The 26,688-nt window shown below is 58.8% G+C and carries 30 protein-coding genes; all 30 read left to right on the top strand.

The window, feature by feature from the left end; genetic code table 11:
• The first annotated feature begins 192 nt into the window (after positions 1–192).
• Positions 193–900 carry a (d)CMP kinase gene (cmk, locus tag GYN08_RS02800; RefSeq protein ID WP_166272295.1) on the top strand — a complete coding sequence of 236 codons (708 nt, stop codon included), beginning with the start codon at positions 193–195 and terminating at the stop codon, positions 898–900.
• A gap of 82 nt (positions 901–982) precedes the next feature.
• Entirely contained in the window at positions 983–2,263 is a 1,281-nt protein-coding gene (rpsA, locus tag GYN08_RS02805; RefSeq protein ID WP_166272296.1) for a 30S ribosomal protein S1, read from the top strand.
• A 206-nt stretch (positions 2,264–2,469) separates the two neighbouring features.
• On the top strand, positions 2,470–3,795 hold the full coding sequence (gene der, locus GYN08_RS02810; protein WP_166272297.1) for a ribosome biogenesis GTPase Der: 1,326 nt from the start codon (positions 2,470–2,472) through the stop codon (positions 3,793–3,795).
• Between the two features lie 95 nt (positions 3,796–3,890).
• Positions 3,891–4,529: a glycerol-3-phosphate 1-O-acyltransferase PlsY gene (gene plsY / locus GYN08_RS02815; protein WP_166272298.1), complete on the top strand. Its 639-nt coding sequence runs from the start codon at positions 3,891–3,893 to the stop codon at positions 4,527–4,529.
• Entirely contained in the window at positions 4,522–5,562 is a 1,041-nt protein-coding gene (locus GYN08_RS02820) for an NAD(P)H-dependent glycerol-3-phosphate dehydrogenase (protein WP_166272299.1), read from the top strand. Before plsY ends, GYN08_RS02820 begins: the two co-directional genes overlap by 8 nt.
• 64 nt (positions 5,563–5,626) lie before the next feature.
• Positions 5,627–5,989 carry a 2Fe-2S iron-sulfur cluster-binding protein gene (locus GYN08_RS02825; RefSeq protein ID WP_166272300.1) on the top strand — a complete coding sequence of 121 codons (363 nt, stop codon included), beginning with the start codon at positions 5,627–5,629 and terminating at the stop codon, positions 5,987–5,989.
• A 303-nt stretch (positions 5,990–6,292) separates the two neighbouring features.
• Positions 6,293–6,565 carry an HU family DNA-binding protein gene (locus GYN08_RS02830; protein WP_166273085.1) on the top strand — a complete coding sequence of 91 codons (273 nt, stop codon included), beginning with the start codon at positions 6,293–6,295 and terminating at the stop codon, positions 6,563–6,565.
• Between the two features lie 231 nt (positions 6,566–6,796).
• Complete coding sequence (mtrB, locus tag GYN08_RS02835) at positions 6,797–7,021, top strand: trp RNA-binding attenuation protein MtrB (protein WP_166272301.1); 225 nt, start codon at positions 6,797–6,799, stop codon at positions 7,019–7,021.
• A gap of 95 nt (positions 7,022–7,116) precedes the next feature.
• Entirely contained in the window at positions 7,117–7,905 is a 789-nt protein-coding gene (locus GYN08_RS02840) for a heptaprenyl diphosphate synthase component 1 (RefSeq protein ID WP_166272302.1), read from the top strand.
• Complete coding sequence (locus GYN08_RS02845; protein WP_166272303.1) at positions 7,905–8,621, top strand: demethylmenaquinone methyltransferase; 717 nt, start codon at positions 7,905–7,907, stop codon at positions 8,619–8,621. Before GYN08_RS02840 ends, GYN08_RS02845 begins: the two co-directional genes overlap by 1 nt.
• 1 nt (position 8,622) lies before the next feature.
• Positions 8,623–9,495: a UbiA-like polyprenyltransferase gene (locus GYN08_RS02850; protein ID WP_166272304.1), complete on the top strand. Its 873-nt coding sequence runs from the start codon at positions 8,623–8,625 to the stop codon at positions 9,493–9,495.
• A complete protein-coding gene (locus GYN08_RS02855; RefSeq protein ID WP_166273086.1) occupies positions 9,489–10,106 on the top strand; it encodes a UbiX family flavin prenyltransferase in 618 nt (205 codons plus the stop codon). The genes GYN08_RS02850 and GYN08_RS02855 overlap by 7 nt, the downstream gene beginning before the upstream one ends.
• Positions 10,103–10,957, top strand: a complete 855-nt coding sequence (locus GYN08_RS02860; RefSeq protein WP_408015041.1) for a menaquinone biosynthetic enzyme MqnA/MqnD family protein — start codon at positions 10,103–10,105, stop codon at positions 10,955–10,957. The genes GYN08_RS02855 and GYN08_RS02860 overlap by 4 nt, the downstream gene beginning before the upstream one ends.
• The gene (locus GYN08_RS02865; protein ID WP_166272306.1) at positions 10,954–11,928 is read left to right on the top strand and encodes a polyprenyl synthetase family protein; all 975 of its coding nucleotides are present in this window, start codon (positions 10,954–10,956) and stop codon (positions 11,926–11,928) included. Before GYN08_RS02860 ends, GYN08_RS02865 begins: the two co-directional genes overlap by 4 nt.
• Before the next feature lie 143 nt (positions 11,929–12,071).
• Positions 12,072–12,515 (top strand): nucleoside-diphosphate kinase, encoded by a 444-nt coding sequence (gene ndk / locus GYN08_RS02870; RefSeq protein WP_166272307.1) that lies wholly within the window; start codon positions 12,072–12,074, stop codon positions 12,513–12,515.
• Complete coding sequence (locus GYN08_RS02875) at positions 12,506–13,330, top strand: CheR family methyltransferase (RefSeq protein ID WP_166272308.1); 825 nt, start codon at positions 12,506–12,508, stop codon at positions 13,328–13,330. Before ndk ends, GYN08_RS02875 begins: the two co-directional genes overlap by 10 nt.
• Positions 13,331–13,533: 203 nt before the next feature.
• Positions 13,534–14,703, top strand: a complete 1,170-nt coding sequence (aroC, locus tag GYN08_RS02880) for a chorismate synthase (RefSeq protein WP_166272309.1) — start codon at positions 13,534–13,536, stop codon at positions 14,701–14,703.
• Position 14,704: 1 nt separating this feature from the next.
• Positions 14,705–15,823, top strand: coding sequence for a 3-dehydroquinate synthase (gene aroB / locus GYN08_RS02885; RefSeq protein ID WP_166272310.1), 1,119 nt, complete (start codon positions 14,705–14,707; stop codon positions 15,821–15,823).
• Positions 15,823–16,194, top strand: a complete 372-nt coding sequence (gene aroH, locus GYN08_RS02890) for a chorismate mutase (protein ID WP_166273087.1) — start codon at positions 15,823–15,825, stop codon at positions 16,192–16,194. Before aroB ends, aroH begins: the two co-directional genes overlap by 1 nt.
• Before the next feature lie 447 nt (positions 16,195–16,641).
• Positions 16,642–17,718 carry an anthranilate phosphoribosyltransferase gene (trpD, locus tag GYN08_RS02895; RefSeq protein WP_166272311.1) on the top strand — a complete coding sequence of 359 codons (1,077 nt, stop codon included), beginning with the start codon at positions 16,642–16,644 and terminating at the stop codon, positions 17,716–17,718.
• A complete protein-coding gene (gene trpC, locus GYN08_RS02900; protein ID WP_166272312.1) occupies positions 17,708–18,535 on the top strand; it encodes an indole-3-glycerol phosphate synthase TrpC in 828 nt (275 codons plus the stop codon). The genes trpD and trpC overlap by 11 nt, the downstream gene beginning before the upstream one ends.
• On the top strand, positions 18,532–19,296 hold the full coding sequence (locus tag GYN08_RS02905; protein ID WP_166272313.1) for a phosphoribosylanthranilate isomerase: 765 nt from the start codon (positions 18,532–18,534) through the stop codon (positions 19,294–19,296). The genes trpC and GYN08_RS02905 overlap by 4 nt, the downstream gene beginning before the upstream one ends.
• Positions 19,296–20,498, top strand: coding sequence for a tryptophan synthase subunit beta (gene trpB, locus GYN08_RS02910; protein WP_166273088.1), 1,203 nt, complete (start codon positions 19,296–19,298; stop codon positions 20,496–20,498). The genes GYN08_RS02905 and trpB overlap by 1 nt, the downstream gene beginning before the upstream one ends.
• The gene (gene trpA / locus GYN08_RS02915; RefSeq protein ID WP_235945716.1) at positions 20,495–21,421 is read left to right on the top strand and encodes a tryptophan synthase subunit alpha; all 927 of its coding nucleotides are present in this window, start codon (positions 20,495–20,497) and stop codon (positions 21,419–21,421) included. Before trpB ends, trpA begins: the two co-directional genes overlap by 4 nt.
• Positions 21,422–21,583: 162 nt before the next feature.
• Positions 21,584–22,681 (top strand): histidinol-phosphate transaminase, encoded by a 1,098-nt coding sequence (hisC, locus tag GYN08_RS02920; protein WP_166272314.1) that lies wholly within the window; start codon positions 21,584–21,586, stop codon positions 22,679–22,681.
• Between the two features lie 46 nt (positions 22,682–22,727).
• Positions 22,728–23,816, top strand: a complete 1,089-nt coding sequence (locus GYN08_RS02925; RefSeq protein WP_166272315.1) for a prephenate dehydrogenase — start codon at positions 22,728–22,730, stop codon at positions 23,814–23,816.
• Between the two features lie 417 nt (positions 23,817–24,233).
• Positions 24,234–24,581, top strand: coding sequence for a hypothetical protein (locus tag GYN08_RS02930; RefSeq protein ID WP_166272316.1), 348 nt, complete (start codon positions 24,234–24,236; stop codon positions 24,579–24,581).
• Positions 24,582–24,811: 230 nt separating this feature from the next.
• Entirely contained in the window at positions 24,812–25,537 is a 726-nt protein-coding gene (locus tag GYN08_RS02935) for a DUF4274 domain-containing protein (protein ID WP_166272317.1), read from the top strand.
• On the top strand, positions 25,534–25,848 hold the full coding sequence (locus GYN08_RS02940) for a hypothetical protein (protein ID WP_166272319.1): 315 nt from the start codon (positions 25,534–25,536) through the stop codon (positions 25,846–25,848). Before GYN08_RS02935 ends, GYN08_RS02940 begins: the two co-directional genes overlap by 4 nt.
• An 18-nt stretch (positions 25,849–25,866) precedes the next feature.
• Positions 25,867–26,685, top strand: a complete 819-nt coding sequence (locus GYN08_RS02945) for a metallophosphoesterase family protein (protein WP_166272321.1) — start codon at positions 25,867–25,869, stop codon at positions 26,683–26,685.
• Positions 26,686–26,688: the final 3 nt, after the last annotated feature.

A 26,688-nucleotide genomic window follows, 5' to 3' on the forward strand; every position in this document is an offset into this window, starting at 1 on the left:
AGCCTGCTTTTTTATTGATTGAGAAGCCTGCCTGTTTGGTATGTATGCAAGTTCGTCGGTCTTGCCGGGAAATCGGTCTGCCGCACAGCCGTTGGGCGGCGCCGGAATGGTGAAGGCGTATTGCGGAAGCCAAGCCGGCTGTCAGCTTGCATAGGAGCCGTAGGGCAGACGGATTCGAGGAGGAATGCCCCCTTGTCCAGCTCTAACGGAGAACGGGAGTTCAAAATCAACATCGCGATCGACGGACCCGCGGGAGCGGGGAAGAGCACGGTTGCGCGCAAGGTAGCCAAGGAATTGTCCTATGTCTACGTCGATACCGGAGCCATGTACCGGGCGGTTACCTGGGATATGCTGAACAGGGGCATCGACGCGGAGGATGAGACCGCGGTTCTCGAACGCATGGGAGCTATCGACATCGAGCTGGTTCCGGGAGACGAGGGACAGCGGGTATGGCTTTCCGGAACGGATGTGACGGACGAGATTCGTTCGTTGGCCGTCAACCGGACGGTTTCCCGATATGCGCAAATCGAGGGGCTGCGTGCGGAATTGTCCGCCGCACAGCGGCAAATGGCTTTACGCAAAGGCGTCGTGATGGACGGACGCGATATCGGAACCACCGTACTTCCCGACGCGGAGGTCAAGATTTTCATGACCGCGACCGTCGAAGAACGGGCGCGCCGCAGATTCCGGGAACTTCCGGAATCGGACGAAGCGATAACGCTCGAACAGCTTGAGAGCGAGATTGCGCAGCGGGACGAGCTCGACCGCAATCGCGAAGTGTCGCCGCTCGTATGCGCGGCCGATGCGACGGTGCTCGATACGACGAACATGACCATCGACGAGGTGGCGGAGGCGATCGTGCGCCAGGCCGATCTTAAGCTTTCCCGAACGGGACAGTGAAGGCGGCCGATGCAGCAGAGTTTTGAACCCTGCGCACAGCGGGTTTAAATATGAGGGTTTTGAATCGAGGAGGGTATTTAACATGTCGGAAGAGACAAGAAATCAAAATGAAGAAACAGTAAATCAGGAAGTAAACGAAGAAACGGCTACGCAGGATCAGCTGGAACAAGTCGTCAGCGTTAAAAAAGGCGATACGGTTACCGGTACGATCGTGAAATTGGACGATGACCAAGCGTACGTCAGCATCGGTTATAAATACGACGGCGTTATCGCGACTCGCGAGCTTGAAGAAGGCGCGGAAGTGGGTCAGGAAGTCGTTGCCAAGGTTGTCAGCCTGAACGACAACAAAGAGCAAATGGTTCTGTCGAAGCGCGCAATCGACGGCGCGAAAGCTTGGGATCAGCTCGAAGAAAAGCTCGCAAGCAAAGAAATCTTCGAAGTTACGATTACGGACGTCGTTAAAGGCGGCATCGTGACGGACGTAGGCGTACGCGCCTTCATCCCGGCTTCGATGGTAGAGCGTCACTTCGTCGAAGATTTCAGCGACTACAAAGGCCGCACGATCCGTGTTCGCGTCAAAGAACTGGACCGCGAAAACAACAAGGTGATTCTGTCCGCCAAGGACGTCCTGGAAGAAGAGTTCGAAGCCAACAAGGTAAAAGTGATGGCAGAACTTCAAGAAGGACAAGTCATCGAAGGCAAAGTACAGCGTCTGACGCAATTCGGCGCATTCGTTGACGTCGGCGGCGTAGACGGCCTGGTTCACGTTTCCGAGATGGCTTGGCACCATGTGGACAAACCGTCCGACGCGGTATCCGAAGGCGAAACCGTCAAGGTTAAAGTCCTGAAAGTCGATCCGGAAAAAGGCAAAATCAGCCTGAGCATCAAAGCGGCGACTCCGGGTCCTTGGGAAACGGCTTCCGAGAAGTTCAGCCAAGGCGACGTGATCAGCGGCGAAGTCAAACGTCTCGTGCCTTTCGGCGCATTCGTCGAAATCGCTCCTGGCGTAGAAGGTCTGGTTCACATCTCGCAAATTTCGCACAAGCACATCGGTACGCCTCAGGAAGTGCTGCAAGAAGGACAAACGGTTCAGGTCAAAGTTCTGGACGTTAACCCTTCGGAAAAACGCATCAGCCTGAGCATCAAAGAAACCGAAGAAGCTCCTGCCGGCGAAGCTCGCGCCGAAAGACCGGAAAGATCCGAAAGATCCGACCGTCCTTCCAAAGGCCGCGACAAAGGACCTCGCGTCGAAAAAATCGACAACCCGAACGTTTCGCTGAGCAATCAAAGCATGAACGTTTCGCTGGGCGAGCGTTTCGATCTGGCCGCGCTCAAAGAAAAGCTGGGTCAATCCGAAGAATAATTACAGCATCAGCATAGCAACGAGCAAACGGCGGACCCGCTGCGGGTTCGCCGTTTGTGGCATATACAGCGGAGCGGCGGGAAATCGGCTGCATGAGCATCTTAAGATGCCGAGGGGAAACGGGTGCCGATCCATACGGAAAGGTTCGTCCGTTTCTTGTCGTGTAACGGGAATTTTCAGCTGCGGTTACAGGGAGGAATAAAAAAATGGCAAGAGCGGTAGTGGCGATCGTAGGCAGGCCGAACGTCGGCAAATCCACGATCTTCAATCGGATTATCGGCGATCGGATGTCGATCGTCGAAGACAAGCCGGGCGTCACGCGCGACCGGATCTACGGCGTCGGCGAATGGAACGGCAGATCTTTCAGCATTATCGATACCGGCGGTATCGAACTGAACGACGAACAAATTCTCAAGTCGATCAAAGCTCAGGCTGAATTGGCGATCGAAGAAGCGGACGTCATCGTGTTTATGTGCGATGCGAAAGCGGGACTGACCCAGTCGGACTACGAGGTTGCGGAAATGCTGTACCGTTCCAAAAAGCCGATCGTGCTGGCAGTCAACAAGGTCGACAATATGAGCCGGATGGACGATACGTACGAGTTCTATAACTTGGGACTCGGCGATCCGATCGGCGTATCGGGCGCTCACGGAAGCGGCGTCGGCGACCTGCTGGACGCGATCGTGGATCATTTGCCTGAAAAAGAAGACGAGCAGTACGACGAAGACGTTATTCGGGTCGCGCTCATCGGACGTCCGAACGTCGGCAAATCCTCGCTCGTCAACGCGCTGCTCGGCGAACAGCGCGTAATCGTCAGCGACGTGGCCGGTACGACGCGCGACGCGATCGACACGGAGTTCGAGCGGGACGGTCAGCGCTATGTTCTGATCGACACGGCCGGCATGCGCAAACGCGGCAAAGTATACGAAAACCTTGAAAAGTACAGCGTGATGCGCGCCATGCGCGCCATCGAGCGTGCGGACGTGGTCGCCGTCGTCATCAACGGCGAAGAAGGCATTATCGAACAGGACAAACATATCGCGGGTTATGCGCTTGAAGCCGGCAAGGCTTCGGTGTTCGTCGTCAACAAGTGGGATGCCGTCGAAAAAGACGACAAAACGATGCAGCATTTCGAAAAAAGCATTCGGGACCATTTCTTGTTCATGACATACGCGCCGGTCGTATTCCTGTCCGCTTTGACGGGGCAGCGCGTGCAAAAACTGCTGCCGGTCGTCAACCAGGCCGCCGAACAGCATGCGCGCCGCATTCCGACCGGTCTGTTGAACGACGTCATCTCCGACGCCGTCGCGATCAATCCGCCTCCCACGGACAAAGGCCGCCGCATGCGCATCAATTATGCGACTCAGGTGGCGGTCAAGCCTCCGACCATCGTCGTGTTCGTGAACGCGCCGGAACTGATGCATTTCTCTTACGAACGCTATCTGGAGAACAAGATCCGGGCGGCTTTCGATTTTGAAGGAACGCCGATCCGGATCTTTACCAGACGCAAATCCGACGATAACAAAGAATAAGGCAGGATAAAGCGTGTTCGGGGAACGAATGAAGCAGGTTCCCGATCACGCCTTAAGAGAATACAGAAGTTCAGTTGCGCGAAGGGGAGCGAACAATGATACTATCGGTAATCGCGATCGCGGCCGCTTATCTGCTCGGCTCGGTCAGCTTCAGCGTATTATTCGCCAGATTGTTTAAAGGAATCGATATCCGGAACCATGGAAGCGGCAACGCCGGAGCGACCAATACACTTCGGGTTCTGGGCAAAGGACCGGCCATTCTTGTGCTGGCGCTCGATATTTGCAAAGGCATTCTCGCCGTTTGGCTGGGCCGCTGGCTCGCGCCGGACTACGACTGGACGCCGGCTCTGGCCGGTCTTGCGGCGGTAATCGGCCACAATTGGCCGCTTTATTTCCATTTCAAAGGCGGAAAAGGGATCGCGACGACGATCGGCATGTTGGCCACGCTTTGTTTCTTCCCTGCTCTGTGGGCCGGAATCATCGGTATTTTATCGATTGTGCTCACCCGCTATGTCTCGCTCGGATCGCTGCTGTTCGTAACGCTGACGCCGATTTTCCTCGTCGTCTACGATCTGGCGGGCTGGCGCGATTTCGGCATCGCCGTGCTGACGGTCAGCATCCTGATCTGGGCTCTTGCGGTCTGGAGGCACCGAAGCAATCTGGTCAAGCTGAAGAACGGAACGGAAAACAAGCTGGGTTCGAAGTCCGGCGGGAAGGAGAGCAGCCTTGGCTAAAAAAGTGTGCGTATTGGTAGCCGGCAGCTGGGGAACGGCTTTGGCCATGGTGCTGGCCGACAACGGCCACGAAGTCCGACTCTGGGCGCGCGGCGAAGAACAGGTTCGCGAGATCAACGAGCAGCGCGAAAACTCGCGTTTTCTGCCGGGTATCAAGCTGCCGGAGGGCCTGCATGCCACGAGCAGCATGGAAGAAGCCGTCAAAGGTGCCGAAGCCGTCATTATCGTTTCGCCGTCGAAAGCGATGCGGGAAGTGGCTCGAGCACTGAAGCCTTTTTGGCGGGAAGATATGCTGTGCGTGCATGCGACCAAGGGGATGGAGCTGGAAACGCTGAAACGCATGTCGACGATCATAGCCGAAGAGCTGGACTGCGACGAGCAGAAGATCGGCGTCATCTGCGGGCCGAGTCACGCGGAAGAAGTGGCTCGGCGTCGTCCCACGACGATCGTGGTCGCTTCCGCGAACGAAGAGGAAGCGCAGCATGCGCAAAATTTGCTGATGAACGCTTATTTCCGGGTATACACGAACCGGGACGTGCTGGGCGCCGAGCTGGCGGGAGCTTTCAAAAACATCATTGCGCTCGGCGCGGGCATGTCGGACGGACTGGAATACGGCGATAATGCCAAGGCGGCTCTTCTGACGCGAGGGCTGGCCGAGATTACGCGCGTCGGTGCCGAAATGGGAGCGAATCCGCTTACGTTTTCCGGCTTGGCCGGAGTAGGCGACCTTGTCGTCACCGCGACAAGCCGGCACAGCCGCAACTGGCGTGCAGGCTATATGCTCGGTCAGGGCAAACCGCTTCCGGAAGTGCTCGATTCCATGGGAATGGTGGTCGAAGGCATTCGGACGACGGAAGCGGCTCATACGATCTCGCAAAAGTACAAAGTGCAGATGCCGATCGCGGAGCAGCTGTATCACGTGCTGTTCGAAGGGCTCGACCCGCGCACGGCGGTCGAAGCCCTTATGGGACGCGGTCCGAAGACGGAGATGGAAATGATGTCGCAGGAAACCTGGGAGCAGTGGCATACCTGATCCTTAGCGGAAAACCCGCCGTAATGCGGGAAGACCAGAACGCCAAGACGGAAGGGGGAGCGGAATGCCGACGGAACGCTGCAGGGTACTCTTTTTGCCGGACGGGAAAGAGGTTCGCGTCCGGCCGGGCACGACGCTGCTGGCCGCCGCCCGCAGCGCGGGCGTGCGCATTCCGGTGCGCTGCGAGGGGAAGATGGGCTGCCTGATGTGCAAAGTGACGCTGAACTCTTCCGAAGCCGGAGTTCTGCCGCCCGAAGAAGGCGAACGCCGAAAGCTCGGACCCGCGCTCGATCGGGGAATCCGTCTCGCCTGCCAGGCCAAAGTCTGCGGCGAGGTGACGGCGGAAACGCCGGAAGACCCGCTGAAGCGAGCGGTTCGTCTGCAGCTGGAAAAAGCCAAGGGAGCGAAAGAGGACTTTTGGGACTGAGCCCTCTGCCGCATTCGGTTAAATCTACCGAGCAAGCGAGGAAACGCTTGAAATTATAAGGCCGGTGTATTACTATATGTTTGTTGCCTTTAGGCGGCATTTTCAAATTCCTTCTTCTCCGCGCAGGAGGAGCGTTATCGATTTGAACGTGCGCCGCAATAACGCAAGTTCCGGATAGTTCAAAGCTTCCGGCCCTGCGCCGCGCTGCGGTTTGTTTTCAGGCAAATCGGAAAGACCAAATACGCCTTTTCGGCGAGGCACTTGGAGAAGTGCCGGGCATGATGGTAACAGGAGGTGAAACGCATGAACAAATCTGACCTGATCAGCCAAGTTGCGGAAGCATCGGAGATCGGCAAGAAAGAAGCGACAAAAGCAGTTGACGCTGTTTTCGAAGCCATTGCCGGCGCTCTGCAAAACGGCGAGAAAGTACAGCTCGTCGGATTCGGAAACTTTGAGGTTCGCGAACGTTCCGCCCGTAAAGGACGCAACCCGCAAACCGGCGAAGAAATCGAAATCCCGGCAAGCAAGATTCCTGCTTTCAAACCGGGCAAAGCCCTGAAAGACGGAATTAAATAAAATCTACATAATCCTTAGGGATTGAAGATTTTGAACATCGCGGGCGCCGTTCGTCCGGGGATGGGAGAGAAGCCGTGAATATACATTCACGGTCTTTTTCTTTTTTACGGGAGGCTCTGCATGGTTGACAATACAAGGCTGGATTTGCCATCATTAATAGACTGCATCACGGCGGATGAAGGAATGCCGGAAGGCAGATTCGTCCGACGCACAGATTGAGGAGGAGCGGTTGTGGAAAATTCGGAAAAAGCCGATTATATCGTGATTAAGGCACATGAGAACGGCGTTCATGTCATCGGACTGACGCGCGGGCAGGATACGCGCTTTCATCATACGGAAAAGCTGGACAAGGGAGAGGTGCTGATCGCGCAGTTTACCGATCATACCTCCGCGATCAAAGTGCGCGGCAAGGCGACGGTGTTCACCAAACACGGCAGTATCGAGACCGAATCCTGAGCGTTTGCGTTAGTTGTTTCAAAAAGCATATGCTATAATAGAAAAGATTGTGACAAAAATAGCGTTCAACGTTGGACAAAGTCGGAGGCCTACTGATGAAACCCTACTGCGTACCGGAGAAAACCGGAAAATATACCGGCTATGATATGATCCGAAAGCATACGGATATTCCGGCTCTGCCGGATGCACGTTTGCGGCTGCTTCATGCTTTCCTCGAAGCATCCGAGTCGGCGGTGCGGAGCGAGGTATACGGTACCGTTACCGCGCTGCTGCAGACCGGCCTCGATATTCATGACCGGGTCGCGCCGGGCGACGACAGCGAAGAGGAGCAGGCCATGCGTTCCCGCCAGTTGAAAGTGCTGGCGGGCGATTACTACAGCAGCCGCTTTTACGAACTGCTGGCCGCTTCGGGCGAGATCGGAATGGTCGCGGAATTGAGCCGGGCGATTGCCGACGTCAACCGCAGCAAGATGGAACTTTATCTGCGGATGCAGGGCGATGCCGCTTTGGAACTGCGAGAATATCTCGAATGCGTGGCGGCCATCAAAATTCGCCTGTTCGAGAGCTTTGACGTTCTGCTGGACGGCCCGCTGCTGCCGCATTGGCAGGAGCTGCTGCTGTTGGCGGGGCTGTGCGAAGCCGCGGCGGAAGAGCTGGCCGCGGACTCGAACGGCGAAGAGCCGATCTTCCGTCCGCGGGCCGATCGGATCGAAGGAGACGGATTCTTTTCGGCCGCCGAACTTTCGGAGCTGCTGAGAGGTTTTGCGGAGCGCTTGGAAAGCGGAATCGAGTCGCTTCCGGAAGGCGTCAATCGGGACTTGCTGCGTCCGCTGGCTGCCGGCTTCAAATCCGCAGCCGATACGAAAGGCAGGGTGATGGGGTAATGGCGGATTCGTCGAAACCTAAAGAAGAGTTCGTCCACGACGTCTTTCAGCAAATTGCGCCGAAGTACGACCGGATGAACGATATTTTGAGCTTCAACCGTCATAAAGCTTGGCGCAAATTCGCCATGCGGAAAATGGCGGTATCGCAAGGCGACAGCGCCGTCGATCTGTGCTGCGGCACCTGCGACTGGACGATCAGCCTGGCCGAAGCGAGCGGAACCGGACCGGTGAAAGGGTTGGACTTCAGTCCGGCGATGCTCGATGTCGGACGGACCAAAATCGCGCGAAATTCGCACGGCGGACAAATCGAACTGTTCCAGGGAAATGCCATGGAACTGCCTTTTGCCGACAACTCGTTCGACTATGCGACGATCGGCTTCGGCCTGCGCAACGTGCCGGACCCGGTCCAGGTATTGAAAGAAATGCGGCGCGTCGTGAAGCCCGGAGGCATGGTCGTATGTTTGGAGCTGTCCAAGCCGACGAGCCAGCCTTTTAAGGGGCTCTATTATTTTTACTTCGAACGCATGCTGCCGAAACTCGGCAAGCTGTTCGCGAAAAGTTACGAGCAGTACAAGTGGCTGCCCGATTCGTTGAAGCTCTTTCCGGGCCGCAAAGAACTGGCGGACATTTTCCGCGACGTGGGCTTGAAAGACGTTCAGGATTACGCGCTTACCGGCGGCATCGCCGCGCTGCACATCGGAATTAAGGAGAAATAGAATGTTCAGGAAAATCGGCGTCTTCTTAGAAATGATCAAGATCGAACACACTTTATTTGCGCTTCCCTTCGCTTTTATGGGAATGCTGCTCGGCTCCGTGGTCATTAACGGGCATCTGCCTTCCTGGGCGCAGGTCGGCTGGATTCTGCTGGCGATGATCGGGGCGCGAAGCGCCGCCATGGGCATGAATCGCCTGATCGACCGCTACATCGACGCCAAAAATCCGCGTACGGCAAAACGCGCCATTCCGGCGGGGATGTTGAAAACGGGCGAAGTGGCGGCGTTTGTCATCGTCTTCTTCGCTCTGTTCCTGTGGGCGACGCTGGAACTGTCCCGCTTTGCCCTGCAGCTGTTCCCGATCGCCGCTTTCCTGATTATCGCGTATTCGTATACGAAGCGTTTCACCTGGCTGTGCCATCTCGTCCTCGGCGCGACGATCGCGCTCGCCCCGCTCGGCGGCTGGGCGGCCGTGACGGACAGCTTCAGTTGGTCGTCGCTCGTGTTCTATATCGCGGTCGCGTTCTGGACGGCGGGCTTTGACGTGATTTACGCCTGCGACGACATCGACTTCGACCGGCGGGAAGGGATCTATTCCATTCCGAGCCGATTCGGCTTGGAAAAAGCGCTGAAAATCGCTCAGGGCTTCCACGCCGTAACGGCGGTCGGCTTGATTGCGCTGGTCTTCATCACGCCTCTCGGCTGGTGGTACGCGGCGGGCGTCGTGATCGCCTGCTCGATCCTGTTCTACCAGCATCGTATCGTTAAACCGAGCGACCTCAGCCGCGTGCAGACAGCGTTCTTCACGATGAACAGCTGGCTCAGCGGCATTGTTTTTATTTTCACTCTGATCGATTTGGTGGTGAAATACTGGTGAATGAACTCGCAGGTACCGGCAGGCACTGGGTCTTGGGCATTACCGGTGCCAGCGGCAGCATTTACGGCATCCGGCTGGCGGAAGAACTGCTGAATGAAGGATTTAGCGTGCATTTGGTCGTCTCGAACGCCGGCTGGCGCGTATTGAAGGAAGAAATGGATTTCGACGCATCGGGCCGGGAGGCGGAGCTGGAACGCCGCTTCGGCGGGAGAGCCGGCCGCCTGATCTATCATCCGGTGGCGGATATCGGGGCGTCGATCGCCAGCGGCTCGTTTCGGGCCGAAGGCATGATCGTCGCTCCTTGCTCGATGGGCACGCTGTCGTCGATCGCCCACGGTTCGTCGGACAACTTGATGACCCGGGCGGCCGACGTGATGCTGAAAGAAGGCCGGCCGCTGGTGCTTGTGCCGAGGGAAACGCCGCTGCATGCGATCCATTTGGAGAACATGCTGAAGCTGTCGCGGCTCGGCGTCAAAATGGTTCCGGCGATGCCGGCCTTTTATCACCGCCCCGGCACGCTTGCGGAAGCGGTCGATTTCTTGGTCGGCAAAGTGCTGGACAGTGTTGGAATCGGGCATAATTTGTTTAAAAGATGGGGGGAGGAAACGTGAAGGAGCCGCTGCGTTTGGGCCGTATCCTCTATACCAACGTTTGGCCGGTCTACCATTACTTCGATCCGTCTTCGCTGAGCTTTCCGGCGACGACGCGGGTTGAACTGCCGGCCGTGTTGAACCGACTGCTGCTGGAAGGAGAGCTGGACATGAGTCCGGTTTCCTCCTTCGCTTACGGCACCGCGGCCGATCAATTTATGCTGCTGCCGAATTTGTCGGTAAGCGCGGACGGTCCGGTGAAGTCGATTCTCTGCTTTTCCAAAAAGCCTTTTGCGGAAGCGATACAGGGACGCATCGCGCTGACCAACACGTCCGCCACCTCGATCAATCTGCTTAAGATCATCGCGGAGAAAGCTTACGGGGCCAAGCCGGAGTACGTGACCTGCGAGCCCGACCTGGAACAAATGCTCGAGCATGCCGACGCCGCGCTGCTGATCGGCGACCATGCCATTCGCGCGGATTGGTCGAATGCCGCCTATACGGTAACGGATCTCGGCGCGGAATGGAAAAACTGGACGGGCAAGAGCATGACGTTCGCCGTCTGGACCGTTTCGAAGCAAGCGGCGGCCCGTCATCCGGATCGGATCGGCGAACTGGCTGCGGCTTTGGCGGCCAGCAAACGGCGCGGTTTGGAAGACTTAACGCCGGTAGCGCGGCAGGCGCAGGCCGAGCTGGGCGGCGAACTGGCGTACTGGCTGGGCTATTTCGAAAATTTGAATTACGACTTGACGGCGGAGCGGCTGGACGGCCTGGAGCTGTACTTCCGTTACGCGAGGGAAATGGGACTGCTGCCGCAAGAAGCGGGAATTGAAATTTGGACCGACAATACGGAGATACGGGTGAACGAATGAAACGAATGGAGATCTTCGGAACGTTAAAAAAGGACATGGACGCCGTCGAACGCTCGCTTTATGCCAGTATCGAAGTCGAAAGCGAGGCGCTTGGCGAAGCCGCCATGCACCTGCTCAAAGCCGGCGGAAAACGCCTTCGTCCCGCCTTCGTGCTGCTGGGAGGCAAATTCGGTACATATGACCTGGATCGTCTGCAGCGCGTGGCCGTGCCGCTCGAGCTTATCCATATGGCTTCGCTCGTGCACGACGACGTGATTGACAACGCGCAGACGCGCCGGGGACAGCTGACAGTCAAAGCCAAATGGGACAACCGGATCGCGATGTATACGGGAGATTACATTTACGCCAAGGCGCTGGAGATTGTGGCAGGCTTGGACGACCCGCGGATTCACCGCATTCTCGCCAAAGCGATGGTGGAAATGTCGATCGGGGAAATGGAACAAATCCGGGACTTTTTCAACTCGGGCCAGAGCATCCGGCGCTATCTGCTGCGAATCCGCCGCAAGACGGCGCTGCTCATCGCGGTAAGCTGCCAGCTCGGCGCTCTGTCTTCGGGCGCTTCGGCCGAAGATGCCCGCGAATTGTACAACTACGGCTACAACGTAGGGATGGCGTTCCAGATTCGGGACGATCTGCTGGACCTGTGCGGAACCGAGAAACAGATCGGCAAGCCGCCGGGCAGCGACATTCGTCAGGGCAATATTACGATTCCGGTGCTGTACGCGCTGCAGGAAGAACGTCTGCGCGGTCCGCTGCTGGAAGAAATCGGACGCATTCACGAAGCGAACGGACGCACGGACGTGTCGGCGGCAGTCGTCATGATTACCGGGAGTTCGGGCGTGGCGAGAGCGGAAGAGCTGGCCGACCGGTATACGCAAAAAGCGCTGGATGCGCTGGACCGGCTGCCCGACATTCGGGCCCGCCGCCATCTGCGCGATATCGCCCATTTCGTGTCGAGACGCACTTACTGAAACTATGGCAGAGAGAGGGAGATTCTTCGGAATCTCTCTTTTTTCGCGTTTACAGGCAGGATTATGACCATTCGACGTTTAACACTATAAAAAGCGGACGACCTAGCCGATAAAAATCATATGCCGAAAGTGGGAGATTGACGATGGAACGTACTTTTTTGATGGTTAAACCCGATGGAGTGCAGCGCGGATTGATCGGACGGATTATCAGCCGGTTCGAAGATAAGGGCTTCAAGATGGTGGCGGGAAAATTTATGCAGATCTCCGAGGAACAGGCCAAACGTCATTATGCGGAGCATGAAGGCAAGCCTTTCTTCGGAGAGCTGGTGGATTTCATCACGTCCGGCCCGGTATTCGCGATGGTTTGGGAAGGCGACGACGTCATCGCGCTGTCCCGGATCGCCATGGGCAAAACCAAAGTCACCGAAGCGCTGCCGGGAACGATTCGCGGGGATTTTGCGGCCCATACGCCGTTCAACCTCATTCACGGGTCGGACGGTCCGGACAGCGCCAAACGGGAAATCGACAATTTCTTTACCGAAGCGGAACAGCTTGATTACGATAAGGCGGTGGCGCGATGGATCTGATCAGAAGCGGCGCGGGGCGCGAAGAGGTATCGGCCCCGGGCAGCGACCCGGACTACAGCGGGTTTATTAAAAACGTAAATGCCAGTACGGGAATCGACCTGTCCCAATATAAGGAAGCGCAGATGAAACGTCGTTTGACGACGCTGCGCAGCAAGCACGGCTATAACACGTTCGCTCAGTTTTTCGAAGCCATGAAGAAAGACAAAAATCTGTTTTACGAATTCCTGGATCGGATGACGATCAACGTTTCCGAGTTTTGGCGCAACCCGAACCGCTGGGAAGTGCTGCGCGACACGATTATTCCCGAACTGCGCGGCGGCAAAAAAGGCTTGAAAGTCTGGAGCGCGGCCTGCTCGACGGGCGAGGAGCCTTATACGATCGCGATGATTCTCGACGGTCACGGCATTCTCGGCGACTCGAAGCTGATTGCGGCGGATTTGGACGAAGGCGCGCTGGCGAAAGCCAAACAGGGCCAATACCTGGAACGTTCCCTGAAGGACGTGCCGCCGAAGGTGGCGGAAAAATACTTCAAAGCCGACGGACTCATGTACAAAGTCGACGACAAGCTGAAGCGGGCCGTCAACTTCCAGAAGCTGAACCTGCTGACCGACAAATTCGACGACGGCTATGACCTGATCGTCTGCCGCAACGTCATGATCTACTTTACCGAAGAAGCAAAGTCCGCGCTGTATCACAAATTTGCGGCCAGCCTGCGCAAAGGCGGCGTCCTGTTCGTGGGCAGCACGGAACAAATTTTTTCTCCGGGACAGTACGGACTCGAGCCGTGCGATACCTTCTTCTACAAAAAGCTTTAAGCGCAGCCCGTATCCCGGGCATGCCCGAAAGCCGTCGCGTCACGCTCTCATGCGGATGCGGCGGATTTTTTTTGCGTGCAAAACGCGATCCCTGCGCAAAATGCAAAGGCGCTTGGAGAAGAAGCAGGCAGATGGTATAATAGGCGAAGACATTTACGGATTTTAGCCGTTTACAGTTTAAAAGTTTAAAGGGGGAACGCATCATGAGTTTACGTTACTTGACTGCCGGGGAGACCCACGGTCCGCAGCTGACCGCGATCGTCGAGGGGATGCCGAGCAATCTGCGCATCGATTTCGAGGCCTTGAATTTCCAGCTTCTGCGCCGGCAGAAAGGCTACGGCCGCGGCCGCCGCATGCAGATCGAGCAGGATACCGCGGATATCGTCGGCGGCGTTCGCCACGGACAGACGACCGGAGCGCCGATCGCGCTTGTCGTCGCCAACAACGACTGGAAGCATTGGACCAAGATCATGAACGTCGAACCGATGGAAGGCACGGACGAGGAGAAGCGCCGCGTACACCGTCCCCGTCCGGGCCATGCCGATCTTAACGGCGGACTCAAATACGATTTGAAGGATCTGCGCAACGTGTTGGAACGTTCGAGCGCCCGGGAAACGGCCGTCCGCGTCGCCGTAGGCGCGCTGGCCCGCCAGCTGCTCGAAGCGTTCGGCATCCGCATCGGCGGACAGGTGCTGCGCATCGGCGAGATTGCGGCTCCGGCCAACCATCTGCCGCTCGACGAGCTGATCGCCCGCACGGAAGCTTCTTCGGTCCGCGTCGTGGACGAAGAAACCGAGAAGAAGATGGAAGCTTACATCGATCAGATCAAAAAGGACGGAGACTCGGTCGGCGGCATCGTGGAATGCATCGTCGAAGGGCTGCCGGTCGGGCTGGGCAGCTACGTGCAGTACGACCGCAAGCTCGATGCGCGCATCGCGCAGGCGGTCATGTCGATCAACGCGTTCAAAGGCGTCGAAATCGGCATCGGGTTCGAAGCCGGCATCCTGCGAGGTTCCCAGGTGCACGACGAGATCCTGTACAGCGAAGAGACGGGCTATACCCGCGCGTCGAACCGTCTCGGCGGCTTCGAAGGCGGCATCACGAACGGCATGCCGGTCGTCGTCCGCGGCGTCATGAAGCCGATCCCTACGCTGTATAAGCCGCTTCGGAGCGTGGACATCGACACGAAAGAGCCGTTCAACGCGCAGGTCGAGCGTTCCGACGCCTGCGCCGTTCCGGCAGCGAGCGTCGTGATGGAGAGCGTCGTCGCCTGGGAAGTGGCGAAAGCGTTCCTCGAGAAATTCGGAGGGGATTCCATGGAGGAAATCCGGGCGAACTACGACAACTATAAGCGTCAGCTGGAGAACTACTGATATGAGGAACGCGACGGCAAAGACGCTGACGGTCGAGCTGGGCGAACGTTCCTATCCGATCGTAATCGGCGGCGGGCTGCTGGATAGGGCCGCCGATTACCTTAGACAAGCGGGCGTGCCGGACAAGAGTCCGCTGATGATCGTCAGCGACGACAATGTGGCTCCCCTGTATCTGGAGCGGCTGGAGTCCGCTTTGAGCGGCGGCGGTTACCGCGTCGTCAGCGCGGTCGTGCCGGCCGGCGAACAATCCAAGTCGCTGACCGTGTATAACGATCTCGTTACCCGCGCCATCGAAGCCGGTCTGGACCGTTCCTCGGCCATTCTGGCGCTGGGAGGCGGCGTGGTCGGCGACCTGGCCGGCTTCGTGGCCGGTACATACATGCGCGGTATCCGTTTTGTTCAGGTTCCTACGACGATTCTCGCGCACGACAGCAGCGTAGGCGGCAAGGTAGCCGTTAACCATCCGCTCGCCAAAAACATGATCGGCGTGTTCCATCAGCCGGAGCTGGTGCTCTACGACGTGGATACGCTGAATACGCTGCCGCCTCGCGAAGTGCGCGCCGGGCTGGCGGAAATGGTCAAGCACGGCTTGATCTGGGACCGCGAGTTCGCCGAATGGTGCTGGAACAACGCGCCGCGCCTGCTGGATCTCGAGCCGGAAGCATTGATCTACGGGTTGGAGCGGGGCTGCGCGATCAAAGCGCAGATCGTCTCGCGCGACGAACGCGAAAATGACCTGCGGGCGATTCTGAATCTGGGCCATACTTTGGGACACGCGATCGAAGCCGTGGCGGGATACGGACGTTACCTGCACGGCGAAGCGATCGCCGTCGGGATGGCCGCCGCCGCGCTGCTCGGCGAAGAACGCGGCGGGGAGACCGGCCTGTATGCCGAGACCATGCTTATGCTGCGGGCGCTCGAACTGCCCGTCACGCTTCCGGAAGACATGGATACCGAAGCGCTCATGGCCGCCATGCAGCGCGATAAGAAGTTCCGGGAAGGCAGGATGGTCTATATCGTGCCGAGCGAGATCGGCCGGGTGGAAATAGCAAGCGACGTGGACGCGGACGCCGTTCGCGACGTCATCGAACGGCTGAAAGAGAAGGAGGAATCCTCATGATCTACAACCGAGGCATTCGCGGAGCGACGACCGTCGAGCATAACGAACGGGAAGCAATTTATGCCGCGACCGAAGAATTGGTTGCGGAAATGATCGAACGCAACGGCATACGTCCGGAAACGGTCAGCAACGTCTGGATCACGGTCACGCACGATCTGGATGCCGCTTTTCCGGCGGTAGCCGTGCGCCGACAGGCCGGGTGGGACTTCGTTCCGCTCATGTGCGCCCTGGAAATTCCCGTGGAAGGCAGCCTCCCGCGCTGTATCCGGCTGATGATCCAGGTGAATACGGAGAAAAGCCAGCGCGAGATCAAGCATGTGTACCAACGCGGGGCGACGGTGCTTCGTCCCGATTTGGCCGGACGGAAATAGCCGGTTTGCGCTTTTTTGAAAAGGGAAAGACGGGCGCGCTTGCTATCCGTTCGCCGATCGGGTATAGTAATGAACAACGTTAAGGATTCGCGCATCCGCGCCGGGAACAGGAGTGTTCCCGGGCGGCGGCGAAGAATCGTGAGGTCCGAAGGGACCGATGCGGCAGAAGCCGCAAGACAGAGCAGAGTCAGGCTGAGCAGAGTTAGCGTATAGAGGAAGATTCGCAGGCGAAGCGCCGCGAATTTTTTAAGCTATACATCGACGAATGCGAACCTCCGGAAGCCGGACGGTTGTCCCGCCGCTACGCGGACGATCGTTCGGACCGAAGACCTCTGCTGCGAAGCGGAGGTCTTTTTTTATCACCTTCGGCTTGGCAGACGCAGGAATTCCGGTCCGGAGAAAGCCTCAAGGCGCTCGAACTTATTCGACCTTGAAGGAGAGATCATCATGCAGACAACCCCACATCCGTACACGACCGAGACACCGCAGCCGACTTTGAGCGTGCGGGACGCGCTGGCACTGGCTTCTGAAGGCGTTTCGCTGACGCGCGAGCAGGCCAGAAACGCAATGGAAGCGATCATGACAGGCGACGCGACGCCGGCCCAGATCGGAGGATTTCTGCTGGCGCTGCGCATGAAGGGCGAAACGACCGAAGAGATCACGGGATTCGCCGAAGCGATGAGAAGTTTCTCCAGTCCGGTCGGCACCGCCCGGGAGCGGCTGCTCGACACCTGCGGCACGGGAGGCTCCGGCATTCATAAATTCAATATTTCGACCGCGTCCGCATTGATCGCTGCTTCCGCTTCGGTGCGCGTGGCCAAGCACGGCAACCGTTCCGCCAGCGGCCGCGCCGGAAGCGCAGACGTGCTGGAAGCGCTCGGCGTCAACATCGGGCTGAGCGGCAGCCAGGCGGCGGAGTGCCTGGACCGGATCGGCATCTGCTTCCTGTTCGCGCAAACGTACCACCCGTCGATGAAGCATGCGGCCGCTCCGCGCCGCGAATTGGGCGTCCGCACGGTATTCAACCTGCTGGGCCCGCTGACCAACCCGGCCGGCGCCGACCGTCAGCTGCTCGGCCTGTACGATGCCGGCCGCACGGAGCAGATCGCCTCGGTGCTCGGCAATCTGGGCGCGAAGCGCGCGATGGTCGTCGCGGGACTCGACGGCCTGGACGAGATCAGCGTATCGGGGCCGACGAGGGTGTCGGAATTGAAGGCCGGCGTCGTTCGCACTTACGAAATTACGCCCGAGGAATTAGGCTTGTCGCGTTATCCGCTCGAAGACATTCTCGGCGGCGATGCCGCGGAAAACGCGCGTATCGTGCGCGGCGTACTGTCGGGCGAACGCGGCGCGCGGCGCGACATCGTGCTGGCGAACGCGGGTGCTTGCATGTACACGGCGGGAAGAGCCGAAAACTTGACGGAAGGCGTGCGAATGGCGGCCGATATCGTGGACTCTGGCTTGGCCTTGAACAAACTCGAACAGCTTGTACGGATAACGGAGGAGTGCGGTTATGTATCTTGATCGAATCGTGGAAACGAAACGCCGGGAAGTCGAAAGCCTGAGAGAAACGTTGAACGTCGCGGAAGCGGAACGACGCATTGCGGACATGCCTTCCGCGCGCAGCTTCGAAGCCGCGCTGCGCCGTCCCAAGCGGCCCGGCATGGCATTGATTGCCGAAGTGAAGAAGGCTTCGCCTTCCAAAGGGCTGATCCGGGAGGACTTTCATCCCGTGCAGCTGGCGCGGGCTTACGAAAAATCCGGAGCCGACTGCCTCTCCGTCCTGACCGACCGCGATTATTTCCAGGGCAGCCCGGAATATTTGACGGCGATCCGGGAGGCGGTGAACCTGCCGCTGCTTCGCAAAGACTTCGTGATCGACGAATCGCAGATTTACGAAGCTCGCCTGATCGGCGCCGATGCGGTCCTGCTGATCGCGGCGATTCTGCCGACCGCTCGGATCCGGGAATTGAAAGCCGCGGCCGAGGCGCTCGGTCTCGACGCGCTGATCGAAGTGCATAACGCCGAAGAGCTGCACCGGGTGCTGGAAGTGACGGACCGCGGACTGATCGGCGTCAATAACCGGAATCTGCATACGTTCGAGACCGATCTGGGCGTGACCGCGGAGCTTGCCGAGCTCGTGCCGCCCGAAGCGCTGTTGATCAGCGAGAGCGCGATCCGCACGGCGGAAGATATCGCGTATGTGAGCGCAGGCGGCGCGCGCGGCGTGCTGATCGGCGAAACGTTCATGCGCCGACCGAATATCGGGCAAGCGGTGGCGGAAGTCATGGGACCTCTTCCCACCATAGCCCAAACCGCGAAGGCGGAGGGATCGCGATGACCGACCGCGAGCATATTCCGCCGCAGCGGACGCCCGAACAGAAGGCTTCCGCAAGCCGTCCTTACGTCAAAATTTGCGGTATTCGGACCGTTGAAGCGCTGCGCAGAGCGGCGGAACTGAGCGTCGATTACATCGGACTGGTGTTCGCGCCGAGCAAGCGCAGGGTGGAGCCGGAGCAGGCCGCGGAATTGATTCGCGAGCTGAAAAGGACGGAGACGCCCGGCGACCCGGACCACGGGGCAAAGCCTGCCGGAACGAAGATCGTCGGCGTATTCGTCAATCCGGAGATAGACGAATTGAAACGCGTTCTCGCTGTCGTTCCGCTGGACATCGTGCAGCTGCACGGACAGGAAAGCCCGGAGAGGTGCCGCGAGGTACGCGGCGCTTTCGGCGTGGAAGTGTTCAAAGCGATATCGATCGGCGGGCAGGGCGGCGAGGAGAATCATGCGGAGCGCGCGGAAAAGATCGCTTCCGCTTACGCGGGAGCGGCCGACGCGCTGCTGATCGATACGTACGATCCGCTGTACGGCGGCGGGTCGGGAAAAACGTTCAATTGGGACATCGTTCCGCTGTATCTGGAAGCGGCGGGGGCGCGCGGGTTGAAGCTGTTCGTCGCCGGCGGCTTGACGCCGGACAACGCGGGCGAACTGGTGAGAAATTACGGACCCGACGGAATCGACGTCTCGAGCGGAGTCGAAACGGACGGGCATAAAGATATCGAAAAAATGACTCTATTCGTGGAAAGGGCGGTTTTCTCATGATCGGACAGGTACCGGACGCAAAAGGACGCTACGGCGATTTCGGAGGACGATTCGTTCCCGAAACGCTGATGAACGCATTGATCGAGCTCGAACAATCCTACTTGAAATATTCGGCGGATGAGGCGTTCAACGCCGAACTGAACGATCTGCTGAAGCAGTATTCGGGACGCGAAACGCCCCTTTATTACGCAAAGCGTCTGACCGAACACTTCGGCGGCGCGAAGATCTATCTGAAGCGCGAAGACTTGAACCACACGGGAGCGCACAAAATCAATAACGCGCTGGGACAGGGACTGCTCGCCGTGCGCATGGGGAAGAAGAAGGTAATCGCGGAAACGGGAGCGGGACAGCACGGCGTGGCGACCGCCACGGTAGCGGCGCTGCTCGGCTTGGAGTGCAAAGTGTTCATGGGCGAAGAGGACATGCAGCGCCAGCAGCTGAACGTGTTCCGGATGAAGCTGCTCGGCGCGGAAGTGGTGCCGGTTCTGTCGGGAACGAAAACGCTGAAGGACGCGGGCAACGAGGCGCTGCGCTACTGGGTCAGCAATGTGCAGGACACGTTTTACATTCTCGGTTCGGCGGTCGGTCCGCATCCGTATCCGCTGATGGTCCGCAACTTCCAGCGGGTGATCGGCGACGAGACCCGGCGCCAGATTTTGGAGACGGAAGGGCGGCTGCCGGATACGATCGTGGCGGCGGTCGGCGGCGGCAGCAACGCGATCGGCATGTTTTACCCGTTCGTGCGCGACGGGAACGTTCGATTCGTCGGCGTCGAAGCGGCGGGCAAAGGGATCGACACGCCGCTGCACGCGGCCACGATGACGCTCGGCACGAAAGGCGTGTTCCAGGGCTCGATGAGCTACCTGCTGCAGGACGAATACGGCCAGGTGCAGCCGGCGCATTCGATCTCCGCCGGACTCGATTATCCGGGCGTGGGACCGGAGCACTCTTATCTCAAAGACACCGGCCGGGCCGAGTACGTTCCGATCACCGACGAGGAAGCGCTTGACGCGCTGAAGCTGCTCTGCCGCACCGAAGGCATCATTCCCGCACTGGAATCGGCTCATGCGCTGGCGCAGGCGGGAAAGATCGCGCCGGAACTCGGCGAGGACAAGCTGCTGGTCGTCTGCCTGTCGGGACGCGGCGACAAAGACGTCGAATCGATCATGGCCTACGAAAATAAAGGAGGAGACGCGCAATGAACATGCAGCCCAACCCGACAAGACGGACGGCGCTGAATCCTGCCTCGGAAAGCGGCTTGTCTTCCGGAGCGGCGGAAGAAGCCGTTTTTGCGGATACAGCCGCCGCGTTCCCGCGCCCCAACGCGATCGAAGAGACGTTCCGGCGTCTCGGAGAACGCCGCGGCACGGCGCTTATTCCCTTCCTCACGGTAGGCGACCCGGATATCGAGACGACGCTCGAGATTATCGAACGGCTGGAAGAAGCCGGAGCGGACGTGCTGGAACTGGGCGTTCCGTACTCCGATCCGCTCGCGGACGGTCCCGTTATCCAGCGGGCTTCCGCCCGGGCGCTGCAGCAGCTGATTACCGTGCGTACCTGTCTGGACGTCGCGCGGCAGGCGAGAGAACGTGGCGTCAAAATGCCGTTCGTGCTGTTCACCTACTATAATCCCGTGCTGCAGATGGAATTGGACGCCTTTTTCGAGGAAGCTTCCGGGCACGGAATCAGCGGCTTGATCATTCCCGACCTGCCGCACGAAGAGGCGGAAGAGATGCTTGAACGCGCCGACCGGGCGAACATCGCGCTCATTCCGCTCGTCGCGCCGACTTCCAGCGAACGGATCGACAAAATTCTGCGCAACGGCAGAGGCTTCGTCTACTGCGTTTCGTCGCTCGGCGTTACCGGCGAGCGCGCTTCCTTCCACGAAGGAGTGGACGATTTCATCCGCGAGGTGAAGTCCCGTACGCAGCTGCCCGTGGCGGTCGGCTTCGGTATCAGCGGCCGCGAGCAGGTGCTGCGCTTTTCCGGGCTGTGCGACGGCGTCGTAGTGGGCAGCGCGATCGTGCGGACCATCGAGACCTTGATTCCCGAACTGATGAATGCCGACAAACGCGAAGATGCGCTCTTGCAAATTCGCGAATTTGTGGCAGAATTAAAGGTATAAGTGATTGTCCCGAGACAAAAAGCGAGGCGGAGGAAGCCCCCGGGGCTTCCCGGCCCGGCGCGAAAGATGCGGATCGGGGCAAAAACTAACTTTTTGAGCGTGTGCGCAGCCCGCTGCTTTCGCACTGCAACACGCCAAATCAGGAAAGTAGGGGAATGATCCATGCAGCCTAAAGCGCATATTGTCGATCTTCCGGTCTACCAGCCCGGTAAACCGATCGAAGAAGTTCAAAAAGAATACGGCCTCAGCGAAGTCGTCAAGCTGGCTTCGAACGAAAATCCGTACGGATTTTCCCCTCGCGTCAAAGCCGCGATCGAAGAAGAGCTGACCCGGTTCAACCTGTATCCGGACGGCGGAGCGGTCGAATTGACCGCGGCGGTCGCCGAGCATTTGTCGGTGAACCCGGACCAGATCATTTTCGGCTGCGGCTCGGACGAAGTCATCGCCCTGCTTGCCCGCGCGTTCCTCTCGGAAGGCGACGAGACGATTATGGCGGACGCTACTTTTTCCGTCTATAAGAGCAACGCCGATATCGAGAAAGCGACGAGCATCGAGGTGCCTCTGCAGGACGGCAAGCACGATCTCGAAGCGATGCTGGCGGCCGTGACGGATCGGACGAAGATCGTCTGGATCTGCAATCCGAACAATCCGACGGGCACCATCGTAAACGAAAGCGAGTTGAAAAGCTTTTTGGACCGCCTTCCGTCTTCCGTGATGGTCGTGCTGGACGAAGCTTATTTCGAATACGTGACCGATGAGGAATATCCGGACGGCACGAAGCTGCTGGCCGATTACGGGAATGTGGTCGTCCTGCGGACGTTTTCCAAAATTTACGGTCTCGCCGCGCTGCGGATCGGTTACGGCGTCGGCAGTTCGGCCGTCATCCGCTCGATCAACCAGGTGCGCGAACCGTTCAATACGACCCGAATCGCCCAGGCCGCGGCCAAGGCCGCGCTGGCGGATCAAGAATTCGTGCAGTCGTGCAGAGCGAAAAACGCCGAAGGCCTCGAGTTCCTGAAAGCCGAGTTCGAGCGGCTGGGGCTGTCCCATTTCGCGGCGAACGGCAACTTCATCATGGTCGACACGAAGCAGTCCGCGTCGGACGTGTTTCAGCGGATGCTGCAAAAAGGCGTCATTGCCCGTGCGGGGTTCAAGCGCTATCCGACTTATCTGCGCGTGACGGTCGGTTCTCCGCGGGAGAACGAGATCTTCATCCGCACGTTCGAAGAAGCGTTGAACGAACAGGGAGCGGCCGTCTGATCGGCCCGCTTTTTCTGTTATCCCCCACAAAGCGAGGCTGACTGTTATGAAAATTGCCGTGATCGGCGTAGGACTGATCGGCGGCTCGCTGGCGCTGTGCTTTCGAGGAAAGCCGGACATCGAGCTCGTCGGATTTTCCCACCGGCAGGATCTGGCCGATCTGTGCGTGGAGCGCGGAGTCGTCGACTCCGCGACCCTGTCGCTGGAAGAAGCGGCGCAAGACGCCGACTTTATTTTTCTCTCCACGCCCGTCGGGCTGCTGGAGACGTATCTGGAACAAGTCCATGCCCTGCCCTTGAAAAAAGGCTGCATCGTGACGGATGTGGGCAGTACGAAAGCTTCGATCGCCGCGAGAGCGAGAGAACTGGATTGGGGAGAAGCCTGCTTTATCGGCGGCCATCCCATGGCGGGCTCGGAACGTTCGGGCGTGCAGGCGGCGACGTCGCTGCTGTTCGAGAACGCTTATTACGTGCTGACGCCGGAGCCCGATACCGATCCCGAAGCGACCGAAGCGCTGACGCGCCTGCTGGCGCTGACCCGGGCCAAAGTCATTTGCATGGAACCGGGGCAGCACGACGAGATCGTGGGCGCGATCAGCCATCTGCCGCATATTATCGCGGTGGCGCTCGTTAACCAGATCAGCGGCTATCACGAAAGCAACCCTCTTTACCGGACTCTTGCCGCGGGGGGCTTCCGGGACATCACCCGGATCGCGTCCAGCGATCCCGTCGTCTGGCGCGACATTTTGCTGAACAATCGCTTTAACCTTTTACAGCTTCTACGCGATTGGAATCAGCAGGTGGAAGGCTTTATCGAGCAGTTGGAGCAGGAAGACGGAGAAGGCATTTCCGCGCGTTTCCGGAATGCCGGCGACTTTCGCAACGAGCTGCCGGAACGCCGAAAAGGCGCGATCGCCAAGACGTACGACCTGTATCTTGACGTTCCCGACCATCCGGGCATCATCGGCCGGATCACGACCGAACTCGGCTCGAGAGGCATCAACTTGAGCAACCTGCAGATCATCGAGAGCCGGGAAGACGTGCCGGGCTTGATGCGGCTGTCGTTCCGGGACGAGATTCATATGGGACGGGCAAGGGAAGCGTTGGAAAGCCTGGAATTCGACGTGTACGCCTGAACGAACGGATCCCGGAACCTAAGACGAAAAAGAAAAGAGCCGCGGCGGACGCCGACGGCTTTTTTTGATGCGCTTCTTTTGAAGAGTTCGGGCATCGGTTCGAATCCAGGCGCAAAAGCGCAAAAAAAGGCCGCTCACTGTGAGCGGCCGTGCACTACAAGAGTACACTTAGAGTTATAGGAGTGGAGAGAAACCATACTGTACTTTTATTATATGTATACGCTTCCAAATTGTCAACGCTTTCTTTTCCTTTTTTGTTGAAAAAGTTAATAAGCTTATGCTTTTCGCGCGGCGCAGCGCTTTATGGCGAATTTTGCCGACAGATCGTGGCAGAGAATGCCGAAAGGGGTAAAATCAAGTTAGGCACGGAGAATGAGAGAAGCGCTTCTGCGTTACGGGGAGCAAGGAGGGGGAAACATGGCCGAAACAAAGCCGAGACTGCAGCCGCTGCGAGTTCCGAGCGGATGGAAAATCGATGTCAATGCTTTGTACGAATTGGATCCGTCGCCGGAAACGCTCGACTGGTTTTACGGTTCGATTCTTTTTAGCGCTATTCATCGGCATTTGGGGCACGAGCTGTACGTGAGATGGGAGCCGGAAGGCGATCCGTCGGGAAGCTTTCTGCTGCAGCGTTACCTGCTCAAGTTCGAGAAAAAAAGCGATGCCGTTCTGGAAGGATATGTGGTCGACGAGCAGAGGATTCCCGGGCGCCAAGAACTGGCGGAACGCTTGGAAGCCTACATGCTGATGTCGAAATGGACTTGAAGCAGCGGCGTATCAGGCAAGAGCGGCAGAGTTCGGCGCAAGCCGAACGGCCGCTTTTTGTTTTGCCGCGAAGACGGAGTATACTGAAAAGAAGCGTTTTTTCGAAAAAAGAGCGGGAGAGCTGAACCGAGGCCGCCCGAATCCATGTTTGCGACTTGAACTGAGCGCGGGCTCATAGGATACTGTAGGATAAGCACTTACCGAGAACGAAGCTGTAAAGGAGAAGAACGATGACGAATTGGTCGGAAATAGCCAGAACGAAAAACGTGCATGCCGTACGCACGGCGGCCGGGGAGCTGGATGTCAACGAAAGGGATGAACGGGGACGTACGCCGCTCATGCTGTTCATGACATACAAGCTGCCGACGGAAGCCGTGGAAATTTTGCTGGAAAAAGGCGCCGAGATCGAAGTGACGGATAAACTCGGAGAAACGGCGCTGCTGAAAGCGATCAAGTTCCACCAGGAGGGCGCGGTCAAGCTGCTGCTCAAATACGGCGCGCAGATCGATTCGCCCCGCGGCATCCGGGCGACGCCTTGGAACGCGGCGGCCTCGCGCGGCGACCGGGCGTTGGCCGATCTGCTGGCGGATACGCGGGGGGCGGTCAGGCTGACGCTGACGCCGGACGAGCAGAAGGTTCTGGACGAGCTGTTGTATCAGGACGACGGGAATACGGTAATCCGAAAAGTACGGTCGCTCGATTCTTCCGTGCTGCTGCATGCCTTCGCGAACGGATACAACTGGGACGGAGGACCGGAGCCGATGTTTGCCGTCCTGGAGAATCCGGCCTGCGCCGAAATCACGATGCTGGATATGTATGATCTCGCGGACGGCGATTACTTGCTGGAGCTGCGCGAGGAAGAATACGCCGACGACGAGGAGAAAAGACGTTTCCGGGAGCTGGCCGAACGTCTGCGCGCAAGGCTTGAAGCGTCGATGCCGGATTCGGGGCGTTGAGCGGCAGCCGGCACAAAGGCAGTTGGAAAGAGGCCGTAGAGCGGGGGCGAACGAGAGGGTACGAGTGTCTGCGTTCGCCGCCGGCCGATTCCGCGCGGGAAGAGCTTGTTCAGTATGCGATTCGCAAAACGGACGGGCGGTATCAGACTTACTTTTTCGCCGTCGATCTGTCGAAGATGGGGATCGCCGAAGACTGCGCCGAAGAAGAACTGCTGGAGTTCGGCGATCTGAAGGCGGCGCTGGATCATCTTTGCTCGCGCGGGGCGGATCCCGAACGGTTCGGGCCTTTCAAAGGCCAGCGGCCGTTTTGACGAAAAGGAGGGAATGCGATGCGGATCGTGCGGCTTGACCATGAACCGGCAGATGTCGTTCCTTATCTGTCCGCGGCTTCCGGAGGAGGGATCGTGAGCGCCGTTCTTCCCGTCCACACGGGTACGATCGACGGCCTTCCCGCCGGATTGGACGCGTTGATCGTCGCTTCGGATCTGCAGGGAGCCTGCGCGGCGGGCCTGCCGGGCTCGCCTGATACGGAAGGCCTGTCCCGGCTGCTGGGCGAAGAGCTGGCGGAGAGGCTCGAGCTGCTGCTGAGGGTGGAGTTCCCGGAAGTCGATCTTCAAAAGTCGCTCGCGCTGCTGTGCGGCGACCTGTACGCCGATCCTGCCGTGCGGGGATCGAGCGGCGATCCGCTGCCGGTCTGGCGTGCGTTCGCCCGATCGTTCGGAGCGGTAGCCGGCGTGGCGGGCAATCACGATCTGCTGCCGCCCGGCGGGGAAGAAGAGCTGGATGGCGCGGAGGGGATCGTCTTTTTCGGCAGCCCCGGCGTCCGTGAAGCGGCAGGCGCGCGAATCGGAGGGATCGGAGGCATCACGGGACGTTCCGGGCGTCCGAACCGCATGCCGGAAGAGCGGTTTCTGCGGGAGCTTCGGCGGCTGCTGGCGCGCGGACCGGATATTTTGCTTATGCATCAGGGACCCGACATCCCGGCGCAAGCGCTGCGCGGGCACGAAGGCGTGCGGGAGAGAATCGAGAACGGGCCGCCGCTGCTGCTCTGCTGCGGACATGTGCACTGGGAACGGCCGCTGGCCGAATTGGGAACGGCGCAGGTTCTGAACGCGGACGGCCGCGCCTTCGTGCTGACGCGGGCTTAACGG

Source organism: Saccharibacillus alkalitolerans (genome assembly GCF_011090185.1).
Classification (GTDB): Bacteria; Bacillota; Bacilli; order Paenibacillales; family Paenibacillaceae; genus Saccharibacillus; species Saccharibacillus alkalitolerans.